The organism is Flavobacterium sp. PL02, from assembly GCF_035013205.1.
Lineage (GTDB): Bacteria > Bacteroidota > Bacteroidia > Flavobacteriales > Flavobacteriaceae > Flavobacterium.
On record NZ_JAYGJP010000009.1, the window covers coordinates 102,466 to 123,178 of the forward strand.

23 protein-coding genes are annotated in these 20,713 nt (G+C 32.3%); 5 read left to right on the forward strand and 18 right to left on the reverse strand.

What is annotated here, in order from left to right:
* Positions 1–34 precede the first annotated feature (34 nt).
* The 12 genes from SHI72_RS19895 to SHI72_RS19950 all read right to left on the reverse strand — a co-directional run bounded on the left by SHI72_RS19895 (position 35) and on the right by SHI72_RS19950 (position 9,324).
* A complete protein-coding gene (locus SHI72_RS19895; RefSeq protein ID WP_323491154.1) occupies positions 35–1,504 on the reverse strand; it encodes a nicotinate phosphoribosyltransferase in 1,470 nt (489 codons plus the stop codon).
* A gap of 16 nt (positions 1,505–1,520) precedes the next feature.
* Entirely contained in the window at positions 1,521–2,252 is a 732-nt protein-coding gene (locus tag SHI72_RS19900) for a metallophosphoesterase family protein (RefSeq protein WP_323491155.1), read from the reverse strand.
* Between the two features lie 54 nt (positions 2,253–2,306).
* Positions 2,307–3,146 (reverse strand): ADP-ribosylglycohydrolase family protein, encoded by an 840-nt coding sequence (locus tag SHI72_RS19905; RefSeq protein ID WP_323491156.1) that lies wholly within the window; start codon positions 3,144–3,146, stop codon positions 2,307–2,309.
* 49 nt (positions 3,147–3,195) lie between these two features.
* A complete protein-coding gene (locus SHI72_RS19910) occupies positions 3,196–3,738 on the reverse strand; it encodes an RNA 2'-phosphotransferase (RefSeq protein ID WP_323491157.1) in 543 nt (180 codons plus the stop codon).
* A 5-nt stretch (positions 3,739–3,743) separates the two neighbouring features.
* Positions 3,744–4,379, reverse strand: coding sequence for a DUF4291 domain-containing protein (locus tag SHI72_RS19915; protein WP_323491158.1), 636 nt, complete (start codon positions 4,377–4,379; stop codon positions 3,744–3,746).
* Between the two features lie 65 nt (positions 4,380–4,444).
* Positions 4,445–4,915 (reverse strand): macro domain-containing protein, encoded by a 471-nt coding sequence (locus SHI72_RS19920; protein WP_039117954.1) that lies wholly within the window; start codon positions 4,913–4,915, stop codon positions 4,445–4,447.
* A gap of 6 nt (positions 4,916–4,921) precedes the next feature.
* Positions 4,922–5,449 (reverse strand): NADAR family protein, encoded by a 528-nt coding sequence (locus tag SHI72_RS19925; protein ID WP_039113195.1) that lies wholly within the window; start codon positions 5,447–5,449, stop codon positions 4,922–4,924.
* 3 nt (positions 5,450–5,452) lie between these two features.
* Positions 5,453–6,274: a TIGR02452 family protein gene (locus tag SHI72_RS19930; RefSeq protein WP_323491159.1), complete on the reverse strand. Its 822-nt coding sequence runs from the start codon at positions 6,272–6,274 to the stop codon at positions 5,453–5,455.
* On the reverse strand, positions 6,271–7,098 hold the full coding sequence (gene prs / locus SHI72_RS19935) for a ribose-phosphate diphosphokinase (protein ID WP_323491160.1): 828 nt from the start codon (positions 7,096–7,098) through the stop codon (positions 6,271–6,273). The genes SHI72_RS19930 and prs overlap by 4 nt, the downstream gene beginning before the upstream one ends.
* Positions 7,099–7,172: 74 nt before the next feature.
* A complete protein-coding gene (locus SHI72_RS19940) occupies positions 7,173–7,865 on the reverse strand; it encodes an NUDIX hydrolase (RefSeq protein WP_323491161.1) in 693 nt (230 codons plus the stop codon).
* A gap of 177 nt (positions 7,866–8,042) precedes the next feature.
* Positions 8,043–8,324: a PKD domain-containing protein gene (locus tag SHI72_RS19945; protein ID WP_323491162.1), complete on the reverse strand. Its 282-nt coding sequence runs from the start codon at positions 8,322–8,324 to the stop codon at positions 8,043–8,045.
* Between the two features lie 94 nt (positions 8,325–8,418).
* Positions 8,419–9,324 (reverse strand): LysR family transcriptional regulator, encoded by a 906-nt coding sequence (locus SHI72_RS19950; RefSeq protein ID WP_323491163.1) that lies wholly within the window; start codon positions 9,322–9,324, stop codon positions 8,419–8,421.
* An 87-nt stretch (positions 9,325–9,411) separates the two neighbouring features.
* On the opposite strand from SHI72_RS19950, the gene SHI72_RS19955 reads away from it, so the two are divergent.
* From SHI72_RS19955 to SHI72_RS19965, 3 genes are all read left to right on the forward strand, one after another.
* Positions 9,412–10,176 (forward strand): type 1 glutamine amidotransferase domain-containing protein, encoded by a 765-nt coding sequence (locus tag SHI72_RS19955; protein WP_323491164.1) that lies wholly within the window; start codon positions 9,412–9,414, stop codon positions 10,174–10,176.
* A gap of 114 nt (positions 10,177–10,290) precedes the next feature.
* Complete coding sequence (locus SHI72_RS19960; RefSeq protein ID WP_323491165.1) at positions 10,291–11,448, forward strand: iron-containing alcohol dehydrogenase; 1,158 nt, start codon at positions 10,291–10,293, stop codon at positions 11,446–11,448.
* Positions 11,449–11,783: 335 nt separating this feature from the next.
* On the forward strand, positions 11,784–12,779 hold the full coding sequence (locus SHI72_RS19965) for an NAD(P)H-dependent glycerol-3-phosphate dehydrogenase (protein ID WP_039117949.1): 996 nt from the start codon (positions 11,784–11,786) through the stop codon (positions 12,777–12,779).
* Between the two features lie 208 nt (positions 12,780–12,987).
* On the opposite strand, the gene SHI72_RS19970 is transcribed toward SHI72_RS19965, so the two are convergent.
* The 6 genes from SHI72_RS19970 to SHI72_RS19995 all read right to left on the reverse strand — a co-directional run bounded on the left by SHI72_RS19970 (position 12,988) and on the right by SHI72_RS19995 (position 17,700).
* Complete coding sequence (locus tag SHI72_RS19970) at positions 12,988–14,028, reverse strand: trifunctional transcriptional activator/DNA repair protein Ada/methylated-DNA--[protein]-cysteine S-methyltransferase (protein WP_323491166.1); 1,041 nt, start codon at positions 14,026–14,028, stop codon at positions 12,988–12,990.
* A 10-nt stretch (positions 14,029–14,038) separates the two neighbouring features.
* Positions 14,039–14,812: an isocitrate lyase/phosphoenolpyruvate mutase family protein gene (locus SHI72_RS19975; protein ID WP_323491167.1), complete on the reverse strand. Its 774-nt coding sequence runs from the start codon at positions 14,810–14,812 to the stop codon at positions 14,039–14,041.
* Between the two features lie 224 nt (positions 14,813–15,036).
* The gene (locus SHI72_RS19980) at positions 15,037–15,444 is read right to left on the reverse strand and encodes a hypothetical protein (RefSeq protein WP_039113207.1); all 408 of its coding nucleotides are present in this window, start codon (positions 15,442–15,444) and stop codon (positions 15,037–15,039) included.
* Between the two features lie 79 nt (positions 15,445–15,523).
* On the reverse strand, positions 15,524–16,543 hold the full coding sequence (gene pheS, locus SHI72_RS19985) for a phenylalanine--tRNA ligase subunit alpha (RefSeq protein ID WP_039113263.1): 1,020 nt from the start codon (positions 16,541–16,543) through the stop codon (positions 15,524–15,526).
* A gap of 182 nt (positions 16,544–16,725) precedes the next feature.
* Positions 16,726–17,175 (reverse strand): hypothetical protein, encoded by a 450-nt coding sequence (locus SHI72_RS19990; RefSeq protein WP_323491168.1) that lies wholly within the window; start codon positions 17,173–17,175, stop codon positions 16,726–16,728.
* A 168-nt stretch (positions 17,176–17,343) separates the two neighbouring features.
* Positions 17,344–17,700: a hypothetical protein gene (locus SHI72_RS19995; protein ID WP_039113210.1), complete on the reverse strand. Its 357-nt coding sequence runs from the start codon at positions 17,698–17,700 to the stop codon at positions 17,344–17,346.
* Positions 17,701–17,987: 287 nt separating this feature from the next.
* Here SHI72_RS19995 and SHI72_RS20000 point away from each other — a divergent pair, with 287 nt between their 5' ends.
* Positions 17,988–18,527 carry a CvpA family protein gene (locus tag SHI72_RS20000; protein ID WP_086894949.1) on the forward strand — a complete coding sequence of 180 codons (540 nt, stop codon included), beginning with the start codon at positions 17,988–17,990 and terminating at the stop codon, positions 18,525–18,527.
* 248 nt (positions 18,528–18,775) lie between these two features.
* On the forward strand, positions 18,776–20,572 hold the full coding sequence (gene lepA / locus SHI72_RS20005; protein WP_039117945.1) for a translation elongation factor 4: 1,797 nt from the start codon (positions 18,776–18,778) through the stop codon (positions 20,570–20,572).
* Positions 20,573–20,713: the final 141 nt, after the last annotated feature.

Consider the following 20,713-nt stretch of genomic DNA (forward strand, 5'->3'; position numbering starts at 1 on the left):
ATCCCGAAGCTTCGGAATTAATCCGTTGAAAACATTACACCATTACACTTAATTGAGTTTTAACTCTCGCTCTAATCTCTGTTAATGAGTGGTCGATTAATAATTTTCCATCTCTAAAGACTTCTTTTAACTCTCCTTTACCCTCTTCTTCCCAAGAAACATCATCAGTTAATTGATATACACCATCTACTAGGTCAATTTTCATTAATCCTTTTGCAGATTTTTTAGTTCCATCATCTGTAATTGGATCTTTAAAGATTGCTCTTCCTTCTCCGTTTACTTCACCATAAGTCGCTTTCATCGCAAAACCAAAAGTATCTCTGGTATTGTATTGGTACGTAAATGAACCAATTCCTAAAACCACATTTGTAGAAGCAAAACCTTTGGCTTTTAATCTTTCGCAAATTTGAGTGGCTCTCGCTACAGTAATACTATCACCATATATTGCCCCAATTTGTGGTACTAATTCTTTATATCCTTTGCTATTTGTAGTTCCTCCAAAAACATCCCAGATTAACTCAATAACACCTTTCTTTTCTTGTTCTGTCTTACCGTTTGGGTTACCACAAATAATGTCAACAGGATCTCCACTATCAGGTCTAATTACTACTTTACCTTCTCTAGAAAGAATCTCTTCTTTTAATCGAGGCAAATAATCAGTTAACACTTTCCATAAATCCCAAGTGTCAGAAACGATAGAAACAATTCCTTTAGGATACACTTCGCAAATTAATCTTTTAAAAGTTTCGCATTCTCCCTCAGTAGTTCCCATACACATTACAGAATGTTCTGTTGCAGCTACAGATCCAGCAACTAGTTCAACATCGGAATTAGCGTTATAATATTCCTCTAGAAAATCAATTGCAGGAATTGTGTCAGAACCTGTAAAGCTTAATAAATGTCCCGCAGATGAAGTTACCGCAGCTTCTATCCCTCCCATTCCTCTCATAGAAAAATCGTGTCCTTGCCAATCTACAAACTCTGGAACAGATGAAGTTTCTTGTGCGTATTTATCAAGTACAATTCTATACTGCTTAGCAATTGTTGCAGAGTTACAAGGCAACCAAACTACTGCTGAAAGTAATGTCTCGAAATAATTTGTTAACCAAAAAAACTCTGGGATTGTATTATACATCGTAAACATAGGCACACGAATCGGAACGCTTGCTCCTTCTGGCAATGCTTTAAAAACCATCGGTATATATCCTAAATCATGTAAATCCTCAATATGTTTGGTTCCAACTTGGTTTTCGCCTAAATAATTATTGATTCTACGAGAGTATTTTTTTATAACTTCCTCTTTTGGTTGTTTAAAAAAGTATAAATCGAAATCCTGAATAATATATTTTTTGATAAAATATTGTAATCCAAAAAATACAACTTCATCAACTCCTTCAATTCTAGATTTTCTTGGTGTCCAGTTAGAATATACTAATGATGTTCCTGTTGGATATTGTCTTCTGTGGTCAACTTTGTAACCATCTGTTAATAATAGTGGGTTCATGGTTTTATTGTTATTATTATTTATTTCTTCCTTTTTCGTTCGGATATAATTCCTGAACTATATCACTTTGCCAAACTGCTTTTGTCTCAATATCCATACAGGATAATTTCCCGTAAAAAGCAGCTCCTGTATCAATATTCCAAACATTACAACCTTGCATAGGAACTTGAATATTGTAATTTAATGTTGGTGTATGACCTATGTATATTTCTTCGTAAAGTAATAATCTTTTGGGGTATAAAAGCGAATCTTTTTTTATTCGTTTATCCATTATCAAGGCCATTTCCCATAATGTTCTGTCCCAAGAATAATTACTCGAATAATGTTCTTTCTCTGGGCCGTGCATAGATGAAAATCCTGAGTGAATAAATAAGCGATTTTGCTCATCGACATGATAGTCTTTCATACTTTCGAAAAAGGACAAATGCTCCATTATTTTCTCAGTAGCATAATTTTCATAGCTTTTTATAGTCGCCGTTCCTCCGTGTTGCAACCAAATACTATTTGGCTTTCCTGATTGTAACCATTCTTGACACCAAATATCATGATTTCCTTTAATAAATACACAACTATGTGTTTTATTCAATTCGATAAGAAAATCAATTACTGCTGCAGATTCGCTCCAGCCATCAACATAATCTCCCAAAAAAATCAACCTATCATTTGCATGGATATTGGTTCGCTCCAAAAGTTGAATTAAAGCTCTTAATCCGCCATGAATATCACCAATTACCAAAGTCCTTTTCATAATTAAAATATCTTTTAAGATAAGTTTCTCAACTAAATCGTAATCTATTAATTATTATTTAAATTTATTATTTAACTCTAAATCCAATTTGATTAGAAAATCTTTCCCGAATTTATCATTCTCCAAACCTTCATACAAAAATCCTGGCAACACTTTATCACAATTTTCTTTATGACTTAAAATTGCCATACATAAAGCAGCAACAGTATCTGTATCTCCGCCATAACCTATACTTGTTTTTAAACAATCACTCATAGAAGTGGCTTCTGAAACAATTTTAATAACAGATTGTGTTGTCGGATATCCATGCATATCGATTGGCGAAGTAATCTTGTAGGTTTCATTTTCTTTCAGCGTTTCATTTAAAAACGATATCAAAGTCGACCCATCGCCTAAATTATATTTAAAATAATGAACAGCCAAAGCAATACGTTTCGCACAACTGATACCTTCAATCGTATGATGAGAAGTTTTTGCCTGAATTTCGCAAAACTCCATTAATTGATTAATATCTCTTAAATATCCAATAGAATACGCTCGCATTGCAGAACCATTTCCATTACTTCCGTTATTGATTATTTTAATAAAATCAGATCCATTTTTACTAGCGTCTAAAGCATTATAAACTCTGTCTGAATATCCTCTTCTTTTATCTCTGTGAAATACTTCTACAAACTTATCTGCAACTTTAATCTCATTCCAGTTTTCCTCTTCTAATAACAATTCCGAAATTGCAATTGCCATTTGAGTATCGTCTGTATATCTTTTATAAATTTCAGTATAAAGTCCGTGTTTATGATACTCCGTCAAATTGTTGTTTTGAGTAATAAAATCTAAATCTCGAAATTCAAAACCTGCACCATATGCGTCGCCTATTGCTGCTTCTAATATCATAACTGCTATTTTTACTTATTAATTTGAGTTGCTTTAATTCAGTTTAAGATTAAAATTCAATGTATTTTGCAGGAACAGCATCTGTTAACCAAACATTATTTTCAGACAAATAAAATTTAAATCCGTCTCTGTGCATGGCACCACTTCTAACAGATAAAATCTGTGGAGCTCCTCTTCTTCCACCCACTTTAATAGCTGTTTCTCTATCCTGGCTAAGATGTACATGTTGACGGCTCATTTTCTGAAGTCCTTCTTTTTTGATACTATCCATAAACTTCCCAACAGTTCCGTGATACAAGAACTCCGAAGGCTCAGCTTCATTCAGGTTTAACTCAACCGAAATTGAATGCCCCTGACTTGCTCTTATTTTAGTTTTATCGTCATTAAAAGCAAATCTTTTCTTATCGTTATTTTCCACCACATAATCCAGAAGTTCTGAATCTAATGTATTTCCGTTTTTCGAACATTTTGCAATCAATTCTTCTACATCTGCCCAACCATTTTCATCTAGTTTTAAATTTATGGTTTCTGGCGAATGTCTGAGTACTAAACTCAGGAATTTGCTAATGCTTTTTGCTATTTTTTCATTCATGATTTCTATGAGATTTTTAATTTCTTATTCAGTTCTTCATCCTTGAAAAGGAAAGGTCTCTCAGCGGGAACCATCAAATATTCTAATTGTTTATTCTGAACAAATTCATATTGTTCTTTTACAAAACCTGAAACATCCTCGATTAGTACTATATCCTCTTTTGCAAAAGATTTTATAAAGTCATCTCTTAAACCAATCTGAATGGCTCTTCTCTCTAACTTATTTCCGTAAGGATCATGATCTGGATCCCATTGTAATCTTATTGATGATGTTTTTACCTGCGTTTGCCATTCTTCACGACTTATTCCAAGTGATGAATCATAAGACGAGTAAACTGCATTTTGTAAATACCTATTGAATGCTGAAATTTTAAGATGAATTGCCAACACCACTTCTTGTCCTTCTTTTGTTCCCCATCCGTTTCTGTACATCATCCACAGAAAATTAGGCTTAATCCAAGTCATTCTAGCAAGACTAAACTCTCCACCAAAAAATTGATTTTCAACTGCAAAATCCCCTATTTCTTTTCGGTATGATTGATAAACTATTATTTCCTCCTCGTCATATTGAGCCATAATGTGATAACCTGATTTTGGCCATTCTGTAATTTGCTCATCATATTTTTTTAATTCTATTTTCATTTTATTTTGCACACAATATGTTCATTGTGCTGTTTTAATTAAAACAGATTGATTTTTAATTTTATCTAAAAATCATATACTGTTGTTTCTATGTTATTATCAGAAAGTGTTTCCAAGATAATAGGTTCTATCATCTCCCACTTTCCTCCTGCTAAACCACAGCCAATTCTTGGCATATGAATACTAGCTTTATTCTTGTTTGCAAAAAGAGCAACTTCTTTTAAGCCTTGTTCGATAGCATCGTATCTTATTGGAGCATTTCCATTCTCGTCCTTATTAATTTTGTGCTGACCAATTAAATTAGCAACCCAAAGATCCTCTTCAACTTGGACAAATTGAACTTTACCCAATTCAAAATCAACTTTCGATTTAAACCATTCTCTATATTGATTTTCTGGTTTTTTCCATCGTTTTGAAATAGCCATTACAAACCCTTTTCCCCATCCACCTATATCATTACATATGTGAACAATTATCTTATTATGTTCAGATTGTGGAGATGTTGCATCGCCTTTTATATATTGAATATCTTTCATGGTCTTCTATTTCAATTCATCTCTAACTTCCATCAAGGCAAAACCCAAAAGATTCAACCCTTTCCATTTTCCAGGATTCATAACATCTTTATGATCGCTCGCCATCCCGATTCCCCAAATTGCATCGACAGGACTTGCTTCTACTAGAACCCTCTCTTTTGTATTTAACAGAAAAGTCTTTAATTCCTCATTTTGACTGAATTTATGATAATTACCTTCTTTTACAATTTCAAATCTAGCTGCTAACCAAAGAGTTTCATTATAATTCTTTACTTCTCTTCCCAACTTTTTAGCTTCCGCTGGAGAATTTGCTTTAATAATTTTTGGTAAAACTTCATTGTCTTTAAACAATTCGGCTTTTTTAGCCATCATCCAATGTTCTGCCGTTTTATAAACTACTTTATCAACTTCAAAAGAACTTAACCACCACTGACTGAAACAAGTTTTAGAGATACTTCCGTCTTTATTGGGCTGATGTCCCCAGAAAAATAAAAACTTACTTTCTGATGTTAGGTTTTCTATAATGTATTTCATGATTTATTTTTTAAAAGTATCCTCAAAACACTTAAAACTTGATTTTTTTTCGGAATTACTAAATATTGCAAAGACTATTTTTTTAAAAGCACCTGCGTATTTTTCAGTAATAATTTCCTTGAACAAATGTGCTACATCTTTGGTTTCATTTCTAAAAACGCCACAACCCCAAGCTCCCAAAATTATTGTATCACTTTTTTGCTTTAAAGCAATTGCCAAGACTTTATCCATTCTGTTTTTAAAAACCTCTTCTGTTGCAGCAATTTCTTCTTTCCTATTATGTTGCAGCATCGCGCCTTTGTTTGGCGCTGGAGATGTGATAATGTCTGCAACTAATGGTTTTTCAAAATAATTTCCGCTATCATCATTCCAAAACAAGACATTCGGACTATAAATCATGTAATCTGAATATAGAAATGAAGACTGATTTCTATTAAAATCATACATCACTTTGTCTTTGATTTGTGTTTCATAAAGGTTTGAAGATCTAGCTAAACTTTCTTCCTGAGCAGAAGCACCTCCTAAAAATCCACCGCCTGGATTTTTTGCAGAAGCAAAATTCAAGACGCAAATTTTGCCATTTTTCTCTTGGACTATTGCTTCAATTGTAGAACAATTTTTCGTTATAATCTCTGTTTCAAACTTATTTTCAATTGGAGTTTTCAAGATTGCATCCCAATCGTTTGGCTCAATTGTAAACGTATTTTCTATCGATTCTTTAAGTTCTTTTTCTATAACAATCTTTTTACCATTATACTCGTAAAAACCATTCTTGACGATTTCTAATGTTTTATTTGCTATTTCTACTCTATAATTTTTATTCATAATTTCAATTTTACAACCTCCACCTTTTCATCTTCAAAATCTTTGAAAGAGTTTGTTGTGAATATTTTATCGAAACAATCTAAAACTTCAAAGCCTTTGTTGAAAATTCCATGGCTTACAGCTAGATATAATTTCCCTGCGTTTTTCTTTTTTAATTCTTCTGCTAATCCTACAAAGGTTCCCCCTCCATCGCAAATATCATCTACAATAAGACAATCCATTCCTTTTAAGTCTTCTTCATAAACTTTGAAACCAGATAATCTTCCTGTTTTTACATCACGACTTTTGCTACATTCAACAACATCTACTCCTCCTAAAAATTCTGAAACTTTGTAGATTTTTTTCAAAGCTCCTCCATCAGGAGAAATCAATTTTACATCGTTTCCTATTGTTTTAATAACAGTTTCTATAAAAGTATGATTCGGAATTACTTCGCAATTGTTTACCAAAGCTGGTGTAACTTCTGAGTGTGCATCAAAAACAAATACTTTGTTTAATTGCATTGCGTTAATAATATCAGCATATACTTTTACAGATAATGGTTCTCCTTTTATCATTACACGATCTTGTCTTGCTGCTGGAAAATAAGGAATAAACAAATCAATAACTTTTACGTCCATTCTTCTTAAAGCATCAACTGTTAGGCATAACAATCCTAAATCGTTGAATGAATTTAATCTATGTGTGATTGTAATTTTTTGATTGACATCAAAATCAGGATTAATTTTGATATGTGGTTCTCCTCCAGAAAAAGTAAAACTTTTAAAATCTATTTCTTTTTGTCCTGTAAAAGGGGTAAAATTTGGGTCTAAATTAAGTATCATAGTTTTTTTATTTTGCGTTAATTATACGCAAATATACATTTAATATTTATACGAACAATTATTTTGTGTAAAATTTACGCAAACTTAATTTCAAAGTGAAATCCTTCTTTCAATAAAGCATTGTATTTCTGCTGATTGAACTTAAATAATTTTGCAGGTCTTCCTGTTTTATTAGGCGAAAAATTATCTGTTTCCTGAATAATCCCGTAGCTTAAAATCTTTTTTCTGAAATTTCTTCGGTCTATTTCTTTCTCCAGGATTGTACAATACAAATTCTCCAGTTCTGAAAATAGAAATTCTTTTGGCAACAAATCAAATCCGATTGGTTCGTAAGTAAGTTTTGCTTTTAAACGCTCAATCGCTTTTTTTAGAATTAAATTATGGTCGAATGCCAAAGCAGGAATAGCATCCACTTGAAACCATTGTGCATTATCTGCATCAGAATCGGCTTTAACTTTTAACTTCGAAGGATCTACCAATGCAAAATAAGCAACAGAAATTACCCTGTTTCTCGGATCCCTGAAAACATCATCACCGAAAGTAAATAATTGTTCAAAGTGATTTACCGTAATATTAGTTTCCTCTTTTAACTCACGCTTTACAGCTTGTTCTAGTGATTCATCATTTTTTACTAAACCACCAGGTAAAGCCCAATACGATTCTTTAGTTCCAAATTTTTGCTGAATTAAAAGCACATATAATTGATTGTTCTGGTATCCAAAAACAATCGCATCGACAGCAACTCTAATATTTTGATTTTCTATCATAACTCTAATGCGTAATATTTACACAAATATAACAAAGGAGAGTCAATTTTATAATTTATTGTAATAGCATAAATTATAAAATTGACTCTCCTAAATATGTTTTCTTCCTACTTTTTTAATTTACCGTTATACTTTTCTTTGGGCTTGTAGTACAACTGCCTCCGTCTTTGGAAATAGTTACTCCGCTGTAACTTCAAATGTTCCGGCAGCACTGTAAGTATGTGCTACTGATCCCGTAGTAGTGCTTATAACTTCAGAAGGAGATCCATCTCCAAAAGTCCATTTTACAGAACTTATCGTTTTACTTCCATAATATTCTATAGAATAATTAATTTTCTTTGAATCAGTTTCATCTTCGGAATGTTTTAATTTCATTAAAATTGAATCTCCTAAGCAATCTACTATTGCCTCATCTTCGCTCTTACTGCATGAATTACTCATAAAGACTACAGCAATCATTATTAAAATTATTTTTAAATTATTCATTTTTCAAAAATTAAGTTGTTTAGCCATCAAAATTATTCTTTTAAAAATAAAAAATAAAGGATTACGGCTAAAATATCTTACTAAAAAACAACTTTAATTCTGTAGCAATAATTTCAAAAATCGGACTCAGGTTACTGTTTTTTCCTGATAACAAGAAAACATCAATACTTGGCATTTCCTTACTATCCCATAATAACTGTAGTTTACCTTCCTCAATCAATTCTTTTGCATTGCAATTCCAGGTTATCCCAATTCCGCTATTTTTAGAGAGTACTCTAAGCATTTCACTTTCATTAGGAATAATATAATTAGGAACCATCGAAGGTCTTTTTTTATTAAAAACATGCAGCCAGAATAATTTAACATGAGGAATTCGTGCATCATGACTATACCATTTTTGCTCATTAAGCCATTGTTCTATTTCAGAGGATTCTTTAGTTTTTAACTTCTGCTTAAACTCATTTACCTCAAGTTGTGGGGACGAAACCATAACTAATTTAATTTTTCCAACAACTTCCTGAATAGTATCAAACGTATCAAATTGCTTGGTAATAATTGCAAAATCAAGTTTTTTGGCATCTACTAATTCAAAAAGAGTATCATTATCATTAAAACTAAAATCGATAAAATCAAATTTAGATATTAAGACACTACCTAAGCTAGCAAACAAATTTTTAGAAATACCAACAGAAATTAATCGATTTGCATCGGATGCTTTGGCTCGAAACCCATTCTCTACGTTTTCGAGACGGTCAAGCGCATCTATAATCAAATTATTAAGTAACTTAGCGTAATCCGTTGGTTCGACTCCTTTTGACTTTCTGTTAAAGAGCTTATAACCAACGTGTGCTTCTAACATTGATATCTGCTGGCTAACTGCGGGTTGACTAATAAAAAGCTCTTTGGCAGCCAAAGAAAAATTGCCGTTTTTATATACCGATTTAAACGTTCTGTACCATTCTAGATTAACCATGATATAAATATATTTATCACAAACATAATTTATTTTATTTTTACTAATACCTTAATTGCTCTAATTTTGTATCAAATAAAATACATTATGAAGAAAATCGCTCTATTTGTTATTATCGCATTAACTATAAATTGTGCTAAAACTACTGCGCAAAAAGTAAATAAAAAAAATATGAAAAAAGTATTATTTGTTGTTACTAGTCATGATAAGCTGGGTAACACAGGCGAAAAAACCGGATTTTGGACAGAAGAACTTGCAGCGCCTTATTATGCTCTTGCAGATAAAGGAGTTGAGATAACAATAGCAACACCACTTGGAGGGCAACCACCTATAGATCCTAAAAGTGCAGATCCAGCATCGGCAACTGAAGACACTAAACGATTTGATGCTGATAAAGTTTTATTAGAAAAATTAAAACACACCATTAAATTATCAGATGTAAATCCTGCTGATTATGACGCTGTATTTTATCCTGGTGGTCACGGTCCTTTGTGGGATTTGGCCGAAGACAAAAACTCTGCAGCTTTAATCACGGCATTTTACACGCAAAACAAACCTGTAAGTTTTGTTTGCCATGCTCCTGGTGTTCTTAAGGATGTTAAGGTAAATGGGGAATTTTTAGTAAAAGGAAAGAAAGTAACTGGATTTTCTAATGCCGAAGAAGAAGCAGTAGGATTAACCAAAATAGTTCCGTTCTTGCTTGAAGATGCATTACAAAAAGATGGTGCAATTTATTCTAAAGGACCAAACTGGGAACCATACGCAGTTGAAGATGGATTATTAATTACAGGACAAAATCCAGCATCATCAAAATTGGTAGCTGAAAAATTATTACAAAAATTAACTAAATAAGATTCTAAGGCACTATCCCGAGGCTTCGGGACTAAGTTGTTAAGACTTAAAAGTCTTTTTTTTTTAACTTAGAACCTCAGATTCTTAGCATCTCAGAAACTTAAAAAACAAACTATGTTAAACTTTGAATTATACAATCCGACAAATCTAGTTTTCGGAAAAGGACAAATTGAAAAACTAAAAGACCTTGTTCCTCAAGGAGCAAAAATATTATTAGCTTACGGAGGTGGAAGCATCTTTAAAAACGGAATTCACGAGCAAGTAATCAATAACCTAAAAGGATTTGATATTGTAGAATTTGGTGGAATTGAACCAAATCCGCATTTTGAAACTTTGATGAAAGCTGTTGCAGTTATTAAAGCTGAGAAAATAGACTTTATTCTAGCTGTTGGTGGTGGATCAGTAATTGATGGAGTTAAATTTATTTCGGCAGCTGTAAATTTTGACGGAAACCCGATTGATATCCTTCAAAAACGTTTATTGATTAAAGAAAATGCTGTGCCATTCGGGACAGTTTTAACATTGCCTGCAACGGGAAGCGAAATGAATTCTGGTGCTGTAGTAACCATCGAATCTACTCAGGAAAAATTGGCTTTTGGTGGTAGTGCTTTGTTTCCTAAATTCTCTATTTGTGACCCAACTGTTATTGCTTCTTTACCAAAAAGACAATTACAAAACGGTGTTGTAGATGCTTATACACACGTAATGGAGCAATACTTAACTTATCCTCATGAAGGATATTTACAAGATCGAATTGCCGAAGGTATTTTACAAACTTTAATAGAAATTGGTCCAAAAGTAGTTGAAAACCCTACTGATTATGCACTGGCTTCAAACTTTATGTGGAGCTGTACAATGGCGCTTAACGGATTAATACAAAAAGGTGTACCTAGCGATTGGGCAACTCACATGATTGGTCATGAATTAACTGCTTTATATGGTATCGACCACGCAAGAACATTGGCAATTGTTGGACCTAGCTTATATCGTGTAATGTTTGAAACTAAAAAAGGAAAACTAGCACAATACGGAAAACGTATTTTTAACCTAACGGGTTCTGATGATGAAGTAGCAAAAGAAGCAATTAACCAAACAGTTGCTTTTTTCCATACTATGGGAATGGATACTAAACTATCTCAATATACAAACGACTATGATAAAACAGCCGATTTCATAGTAAATCGTTTTGAAGAAAGAGGTTGGAAAGGTTTAGGAGAAAACCAATTGGTTACTTTAGATAAAGTAAAATCGATTGTAGAAATGAGCTACTAGTCGCAGTTAAAAACTGAAAACTAAAAAAAGGCGTTCTTAAAACTTATTAAGGACGCCTTTTTACAATACTAAAACAAAACTAACTAACTCAATTCTTTGTAAATTCATTTAACTAAAATTCTAATTCATAAACTACTACAACGTAAGAATCAGCTACTTATTGTATATTTTGCAAAAAATAATTATTTTTTTCTTATTAGATTTTAAACTAATAAAAAACGAGATAGTTTCTGTATATTTTGATATGTATTTTTCATACCAAAAGCGTTTGTTAGCATGAATTTTTCGTACTATTCGTATAATATTAGTACTTTTGATAAAAATTAATAATTATAATGAGCGAAAATTTAAAATTTGCAGTAATTGGTGGTGGAAGCTGGGCAACCGCCATTGCAAAAATGTTATGTGTAAATCTTTCCGAAATTTCGTGGTACATGCGTAATGACGCTGCTATCGAACACATTAACAAATACAAACACAATCCGAATTACTTAAGTTCGGTAGAGTTTGATACTACTAAATTAAAGCTTACTAATAATATAAATGAAGCCGTAGAATATGCTGATTATATTATTTTTGCTATTCCATCGGCTTTCCTAAATGCCGAATTAGAAAAATTAACAGTTTCACTAGAAAATAAAGTTATTTTCTCGGCTATTAAAGGAATTGTTCCTGAAACAAGTTTAATTGTTGGAGAACATTTTCATATAAAATATGACATTCCGTATTACAACATTGGTGTTATTACAGGACCTTGTCATGCCGAAGAAGTTGCTCTTGAGAGACTATCTTATTTAACAATTGCATGCGGAGATTCTACTAAAGCTAGTGTTGTTGCCAAGAACTTATCTGGAAATTATATAAAAGCCAAGATATCTGATGATATTATAGGTACCGAATATGCTGCAATGCTTAAAAATATTTATGCAATTGCTGCAGGAATTGCCCATGGTTTAGGTTATGGCGATAATTTTCAATCGGTTATAATGAGTAATGCTATTCGTGAAATGAAGAAATTCATTAAGAAAGTGCATAAAATGAAACGTAACATTAATGACTCTGCTTATCTAGGCGATTTATTAGTGACAGGATATTCTGTTTTTTCTAGAAACAGAATGTTCGGAAACATGATTGGAAAAGGATACACTGTAAAAAGCGCGATGATGGAAATGAGCATGATTGCCGAAGGGTATTATGCTACCAAAAGTGCTTATAAACTAAACCAAGGTTATGGTGCAAAAACACCAATTATCGATGCCGTTTATGCTATTTTATATGAAGGTAAAGATGCTAAAACTGTTTTCAAGAAACTTACTGATGTATTGGATTAGTATTTAGTGGCGGTCGCAGTAAAAACAGTGGCGGTTTTCAGTCTCAGTTTGCGGTAGAAAGTAAGAACTAAAAAATGTAGAGTATATCTACTATATTATAAGAATGAAAGAGAGTCAAAGCGATTTATTTCGTCTTGACTCTCTTTTTATTTATTTGAACCTCTTTACTGTTTTACTGCAACTGAAAACTGAGACTAAAAACTGAAAACTATTTATTATTCTCCTCCATTTCAAGGAGCCATTTTTTTCTCCATAAACCTCCACCATAACCAGTCAGTTCACCATTCGAGCCTATAACTCGATGACAAGGAATAAGTATAGATATTCTATTCATCCCATTTGCATTGGCGACAGCCCTAACCGCTTCTGGCTTATTAATTATTATAGATTGCTCTTTATACGACTTTACGGCTCCGTAAGGAATTCCTTTTAAAGCAGTCCATACTCGATTTTGAAAATCAGAACCTGGCGAAAAAATTGGAACTGTAAAATCTTTTCTTTCTCCATCAAAGTATTCTTTTAGTTGGCTTTCTAATGCATTAAAATGCTCATTCTCCCCTTGAATAATAGTTGCATTTAGAGTTTTTGCTAAAGCTTTTAATTCAGTTTCAAGCATTTTTCTATCCGTAAATTCAAGCAGGCAAATTCCTAGCTTTACAGCACAAGCATACATTGTACCCAGAGGAGTTTCTATCCTTTTGATATCAATTAAATTCTGTGTTTTACTATTCTTAGGAGAAACTCCAAATACAGATTTAAAAGTATCATTAAACCCACTCAGCGATTCATATCCTGCGTCAAAGGCTGTGGCTGTAACACTTTCTCCTTCTTTTATTTTTTTGAAAGCACTATTAATACGAAACATTCTTTGATATGCCTGAAATGTAATTCCGTGATTTTTTAAAAACCATCGTCTCATTTTACTGGGTTCAATTCCTCGTTTAACCAAATCATAATCTTTAAATTTAAGAGATGGGTTTTCGGATAATTCTCTAAGAATATCTTTTATAAAATCGGGTGTTTCATTATATTTTTCTAATGGAAAACAAACTTTACATGGTCTGTATCCTTTTAAAATAGCTTCTTTTGAAGAAGTAAAAAATTCTACATTTTCTCTCTTTGGCTTTCTTGCAGTACACGTAGGTCTACAGAAAATCCCTGTAGTTTTTACTGCAGTAAAAAAAACACCTTCAAATGAAGTATCTTTATTTACTGCTGCCTGATACATTATATCATCTGTGAGTTTCATAATCGTATTTTTAGAAAATTGGGCTGAAGCTATTTTTTTCAATTATCTCTTTTGTAACTACTTCCAACTGTTTGTTAAAAAATGCGTGCATAAAGTTCCCCATACTAATACGTTTTACTCCTAATGTTTTTAATGCTTCAAAATTAGGAAGATTAGGCATACACATAACATTAAGCGGAACATCTATTGTCTCTGCAATCATTTTTATATCATTCGCATTTGTAATACAAGGGAGAAAAATACCATCTATATTAGCCGTCTTATATTGTTTTATTCTGTGTATACTTTCATTTAATGCATTTGATAAATCTAAAAGAAAAGCATCACAACGAACGTTTATAAACATTGGGATATTTCTTTTTTTGAGACCACCAACAATCGCTTTTAGTTTGATTGTAAAATGTTCTGTATCTTCTATTTTACGTTCAGATTTTTTTACTTCTGAATCTTCAATATTGATTCCGACAACTCCTACTTCATGCAATCTTATAATGTTAGTAATTATTGCTTCGGCTGTGCTTCCGTATCCGGCTTCCAAATCGACTGTTAGAGGAAGCTTTGTCGAAAATGCAATTCTTTTAATCATAAAAAAATAATCTTCAAATGGCATATCTTCTCCATCTTCATAACCTAAGTCATTTGCAATTGCTGCACTCGAAGTACCAATAGCCTTAAATCCTAATTTTTCATATTGTAAAGCTGTCTGCACATTCCATACATTTCCGATTAATAATGGCGTTTCTCCAGAATGTAATTTTCTAAATTCTTCAAATTTTGTTGTCATAGTATATCGCAATTATTTATCACAAAAATACTTTAGGAGTTATACCTCCAGCAACCGAAAAATTAACAACTATTTTTTTTTAGGCATAAAAAAAAAGAGTCAAGACTTATATTTCGTCTTAACTCTTTTCTTATATTTTATTCTCTAACCAATTTACTGTTTTTACTGTAACTGTAAACTGAGACTGTTTTTATACTGAAACTGCAACTGAGAACTAAAAACTGCTACTTCACTATAACGCCATCTACAAACAAGATAGGCACTTCTTCAGAGAAATCTTCATGTATAGAATGTGCTTTAAAAATATATTTCTTGTCGTATAATGTGTTTCCGATAAAAAAAGTAACCATAAACTCATTGTTTAAAGCTAATACACTTTTTTCTACCATTTCGATTTTTACTACCGAAACTGATGGAACCTCAACAAAAGCATGACGCAAAAGTGACGTTTTTTTCATTTCGCCATCAATTGTTCCAAAAGCTTTTGAAACGACCATTACACTTTCAATATTAAAATCACTGTCATTTACAAGATAAGCATACCATACTTTCTCCATAAAATCGTCGCTCCATTCCTGAACAACGGCCATAAAAATATTCTCTACTTCTGGAATAATTATATCTTTTTTCATAGTTGTAAAAAGTTATAAAGTCATAAAGTCGAAAGCTTCATGTTTTGAAACTTTCGACTTTACAAATTTTGGACTTAAATTATATGTTTGATTTAAATTGCTCTAAGAATCTAACGTCGTTTTCGTAAAACATACGAATATCACCAATTTGGTATAACAACATTGCGATACGCTCTACTCCCATACCAAATGCAAAACCATTATATTCTTCTGGGTTGATATCACAATTTTTCAATACGTTTGGATCTACCATTCCACATCCTCCAATTTCTAACCAACCTGTTCCTTTGGTAATACGATAATCAGTTTCTGTTTTTAGTCCCCAATAAATATCAATTTCGGCACTAGGCTCTGTAAACGGAAAGTATGACGGACGCAAACGGATTTTTGATTTTCCGAACATTTCTTTAGTAAAATAAAGCAATGTTTGTTTTAAATCGGCAAACGAAACATCTTTATCAATATACAATCCTTCTACCTGATGGAAGATACAGTGTGATCTTGACGAAATTGCTTCGTTACGGAAAACACGTCCTGGAGAAATAGTACGAATAGGCGGTTTATGATTTTCCATATAACGCACCTGAACTGATGATGTATGCGTACGCAACAAAACATCTGGGTTTGTTTGTATAAAAAATGTATCCTGCATATCACGTGCCGGATGATATTCCGGAAGGTTTAATGCTGTAAAGTTATGCCAATCGTCTTCGATTTCCGGACCTTCGGAAACGTTAAAACCAATGTTTGCAAAAATATCTATAATCTGGTTTTTCACGATTGATATCGGGTGACGAGAACCAATAATTACTGGCTCGGCAGCACGAGTTAAATCTCCGTAAATACCTTTAATTTCTTCTTTGCTTTCTAAAGCTTCAACTATTGTTTTTACTTTATCTTCCGCAGCTGTTTTTAAAGCGTTTATAACCTGTCCAAATTCCTTTTTCTGGTCATTTGGTACCGTTTTAAATTCAGCAAAAAAATCGTTTAAAACACCTTTTTTTCCAAGAAATTTAATGCGGAATGCTTCTAACTCTTCCTTATTTTCAGTTGAAAAAGCTTGAGCTTCCCCAATATATTCTTTTATCTTATCTATCATTTTCATTCCGTAATTGAGAATACAAATTTACATAATTTGTTTCAAGTTTAAAGTCTAAAGTTTAAAGTTTCCTTTGCAAATCGTAATAATATTAACAAATAAAACGAGTAAGCCTGATGAAAATATAAACTTGATTAAAGTAGTAATCCATTTTCTATTGCAAAAACAAGTTTAATCTATAACTATTTTATCAAACTTATTTTACTTTCAATTTCCTGTACTCTATTTAACCAAAAAGTTATTCCTTCCTGATTCTTAACAATTTCTTTTTTAGAATTAGATGAAACCTTACCTAATTCATGCCAATTTTTTTGATAATCTTTCTCTCTTTCCTGTTTATTGGTAGGCTCTGTTCTTGAACGCCAAAAATTAATATTCTTAAGATAAGTATCTCTTAGGTTTTCAAAATACTCGATTAATTTTTCTTTAGAATTAGGAATATAACCTGGTCCGCTGCAACCACAGGAATGAAATGCAATTCCAACTGAATACAGACTTTTAATATGCTCCCATTTTTTTACATCATCTTTTTTAGGTGATTCAAAATCAAGTCCCATATTAGCCATTAATTCTCCACATTCTGGACACTTTGCTTCCTGAACAGATTTCTCTCCTCTTTCTATATCAGACATCAATCTTCTTTTAAATGTCTTACGACAATCAAAACAAGCGTAATGTGGCTTATAGGAAACCATTGCGTATCTACACATTTCTTTCTAGTTTTCAATAGCAGTGTTCAGTGTTCAGTCGCGGTTTACAGTTTAGCACACGCTGAAAACTGAGACTGAACACTAATAAAACTACTCTATAAGTTTTCTTTCTAAAAAGTAACTCACAATTGCTTCTTTCATTAAAACCGATTGTTCTCCCGCTTTTAATGGTGGTAATTCTTCTTTTACCTTATAATGTGGCCAACCTTCCTCATCAAAAAACTCAAATTCATAAAAACCATAAGGCTCTAATAACCTACAAATAGCAATATGCATGAGGTTTAATTTTTCATCTTTTTTAAATTCACGGTGTAATTTCCCTAATTCTTGTACCCCAATTAAATAAATTATGGAATCTAAATCTAGGTTTTCTCCTTGTGAAAATTGATCGGAAAGTATATTTACAAGCTGTTCCCAGCGTTCTTTAAGTTGTGCGTCTCTTGACATTTTTATAGGTGTGAATTATGAATTATGAATTATAAATTCAAAAGTCATAAAATTTAGTTTGCAAAGATACGGACTTCAAATCCAAACACCTTAAAAAATTAAACGTATAGATCCATAGATTTAACGCTCTAAAAAGGATCATTTAAGACAATGCTTTTGTCTATTGATCCCGAAAAATCAAAAACATCAACATTTAAAACCTCTGAACCTTTGCATCTCTGAACCTCCGAACCTAAAAAACAGATAATTCTTCTATATTTGCGCCTTTATTAAACAAAAACAGGAATATGAGTTTTTTCGATATGATTTTGGGTGTTTTATTGGCATACGGTTTATACCAAGGTATTAAAAACGGGCTTTTTGTAGAAGTTGCTTCTTTTATCTCTTTATTACTTGGGATTTACCTAGCAATAAAATTTTCGTCTTTAATGAAAGAAATTATCATGAAACATGTTTCATGGAACCCAAATACAATCCAGATTACAGCTTTTATCCTAACCTTTATTCTAGTAGTTATCGCAGTATATTTATTAGCTAAATTTTTAACCGGAATTGCTGATTTTGCTCAACTGGGATGGTTAAACAAATTAGGCGGAGGTCTTTTTAGAATTCTAAAAACGATTCTTATTTTGAGTATTGTTTTTAGTCTTTTCGAAAAAATAAATTTCAATCATACTTTTGCAAAAAAAGAAACATTAGACAAATCGATATTTTATAATCCGATACAAAAAATAGCTGGTTTTATTTATCCATCTATAGAAAACTGGTATGATACGTTAAAGAAAAGCGAGGCCGAAAAAGAGTCTTCAGCAACTAAAGAATCATAATTATTCTTAGATTATAAAAACACTTGTTTTGCTTTAAACTTAAATTTTAGAATAAGCATTCAAGAGTGTAAAAAACAGCCGAATCCATCTTTTATTTCTTAAAGATTCAACAATAATACATCAAGATTCTACAATCCAAAAGTTTGCATTATCTTTGCCGATTAATGACGCGCCTGTATGGCACAGCCATACTATAAAATCACAACAAAAAATACTTAAACTCGTATAGAGAATTGATATAAAAGAAAATGAAAAATATACGTAACTTTTGCATTATTGCACACATTGATCACGGAAAAAGTACACTTGCCGATCGCTTACTAGGCGCAACACAAACCGTTACTGCACGTGAAGAAAAAGCGCAATTGCTTGATAATATGGACTTGGAACGTGAACGCGGAATTACCATAAAGAGTCACGCCATCCAGATGGAATATACTTATAAAGGAGAGGAATATATCCTGAATTTAATTGATACTCCCGGACACGTTGACTTTTCATACGAAGTTTCACGATCAATTGCTGCCTGCGAAGGGGCACTTTTAATTGTTGATGCTGCACAAAGTATACAAGCTCAAACAATTTCAAATTTATATTTGGCTCTGGAAAACGATTTGGAAATTATTCCAATCTTAAACAAAGTCGATTTACCAAGTGCAAATCCTGAAGAAGTTAGCGATGATATCGTAGATTTATTAGGATGTAAACTAGAAGAAATTATTCATGCCTCTGGTAAAACAGGTTTAGGTGTCGAAAATATATTAGCAGCAATTATCGAAAGAATTCCTCCTCCAAAAGGAGAAATCGATGAGCCTTTACAAGCTTTGATTTTTGACTCTCACTACAATCCATTTAGAGGAATTGAAGTTATTTTCCGTGTAAAAAACGGACAAATTAAAAAAGGGCAAAAAATTAAATTCATGGCCACAGGTAATGAATATTTTGCTGATGAAATTGGAACTTTAAAATTAAATCAAGTTCCAAAAAGTGTTATTTCCGCAGGTGATGTTGGTTATTTAATTTCTGGTATTAAAGAAGCTAAAGAAGTAAAAGTTGGGGATACCTTAACGGATGCGAAAAACCCAACAACTAATATGATTACTGGTTTTGAGGATGTAAAACCAATGGTATTTGCTGGGATTTATCCTGTAGATACAGAAGATTACGAGGAGTTACGTAACTCGATGGAAAAACTACAATTGAACGATGCTTCATTAGTATTTTTACCTGAAAGTTCTGCGGCTTTAGGATTCGGTTTCCGTTGTGGATTCTTAGGAATGTTACACATGGAGATTATTCAGGAAAGATTAGAACGTGAGTTTAATATGACTGTAATTACTACAGTTCCTAACGTTTCTTACTTGGCTTATACCAAAAAAGAACCTACTGTAGGATTTGTGGTAAACAATCCTTCTGATTTACCAGAACCATCAAAATTAGATCACGTAGAAGAACCTTATATCAAAGCAACAATTATCACCAAATCTGATTTCGTAGGTAATGTTATGTCTTTGTGTATAGAAAAACGTGGTTTAATTACCAACCAAACATATTTAACTACCGAAAGAGTTGAGTTGACTTTTGATATGCCTCTTGCCGAAATTGTATTTGATTTTTATGATCGTCTTAAAACGGTTTCAAAAGGATATGCTTCGTTTGATTACGCACCAATTGGAATGCGAACTTCAAGCTTAGTAAAAGTTGATATTTTATTAAATGCTACAATTGTCGATGCTTTATCTTCTTTAATTCACGTAGATAATGCTTACCACATTGGTAAAAAAATGTGTGAAAAACTAAAAGAATTAATTCCACGTCAGCAGTTTGATATTCCGATTCAGGCAGCAATTGGAGTAAAAGTGATTTCTCGTGAAACTATAAAAGCATTACGTAAAGACGTTACTGCAAAATGTTATGGTGGAGATATTTCGCGTAAGCGTAAATTACTTGAAAAACAGAAAAAAGGTAAAAAACGTATGCGTCAGGTAGGAAACGTTGAGATTCCTCAAGAAGCATTTATGGCTGTTTTAAAATTGAACGACTAGTTTTTTTATTTTAGATAAAAGAAGAAAGAGAATAGAATATAGATGAACCCAATAACTAACGTTATTGGGTTTTTTTATGCTCTTTTAAATCCCTACGGCCCACAAAACCTAAATAAACCACTACATATCAACGCATTGTTA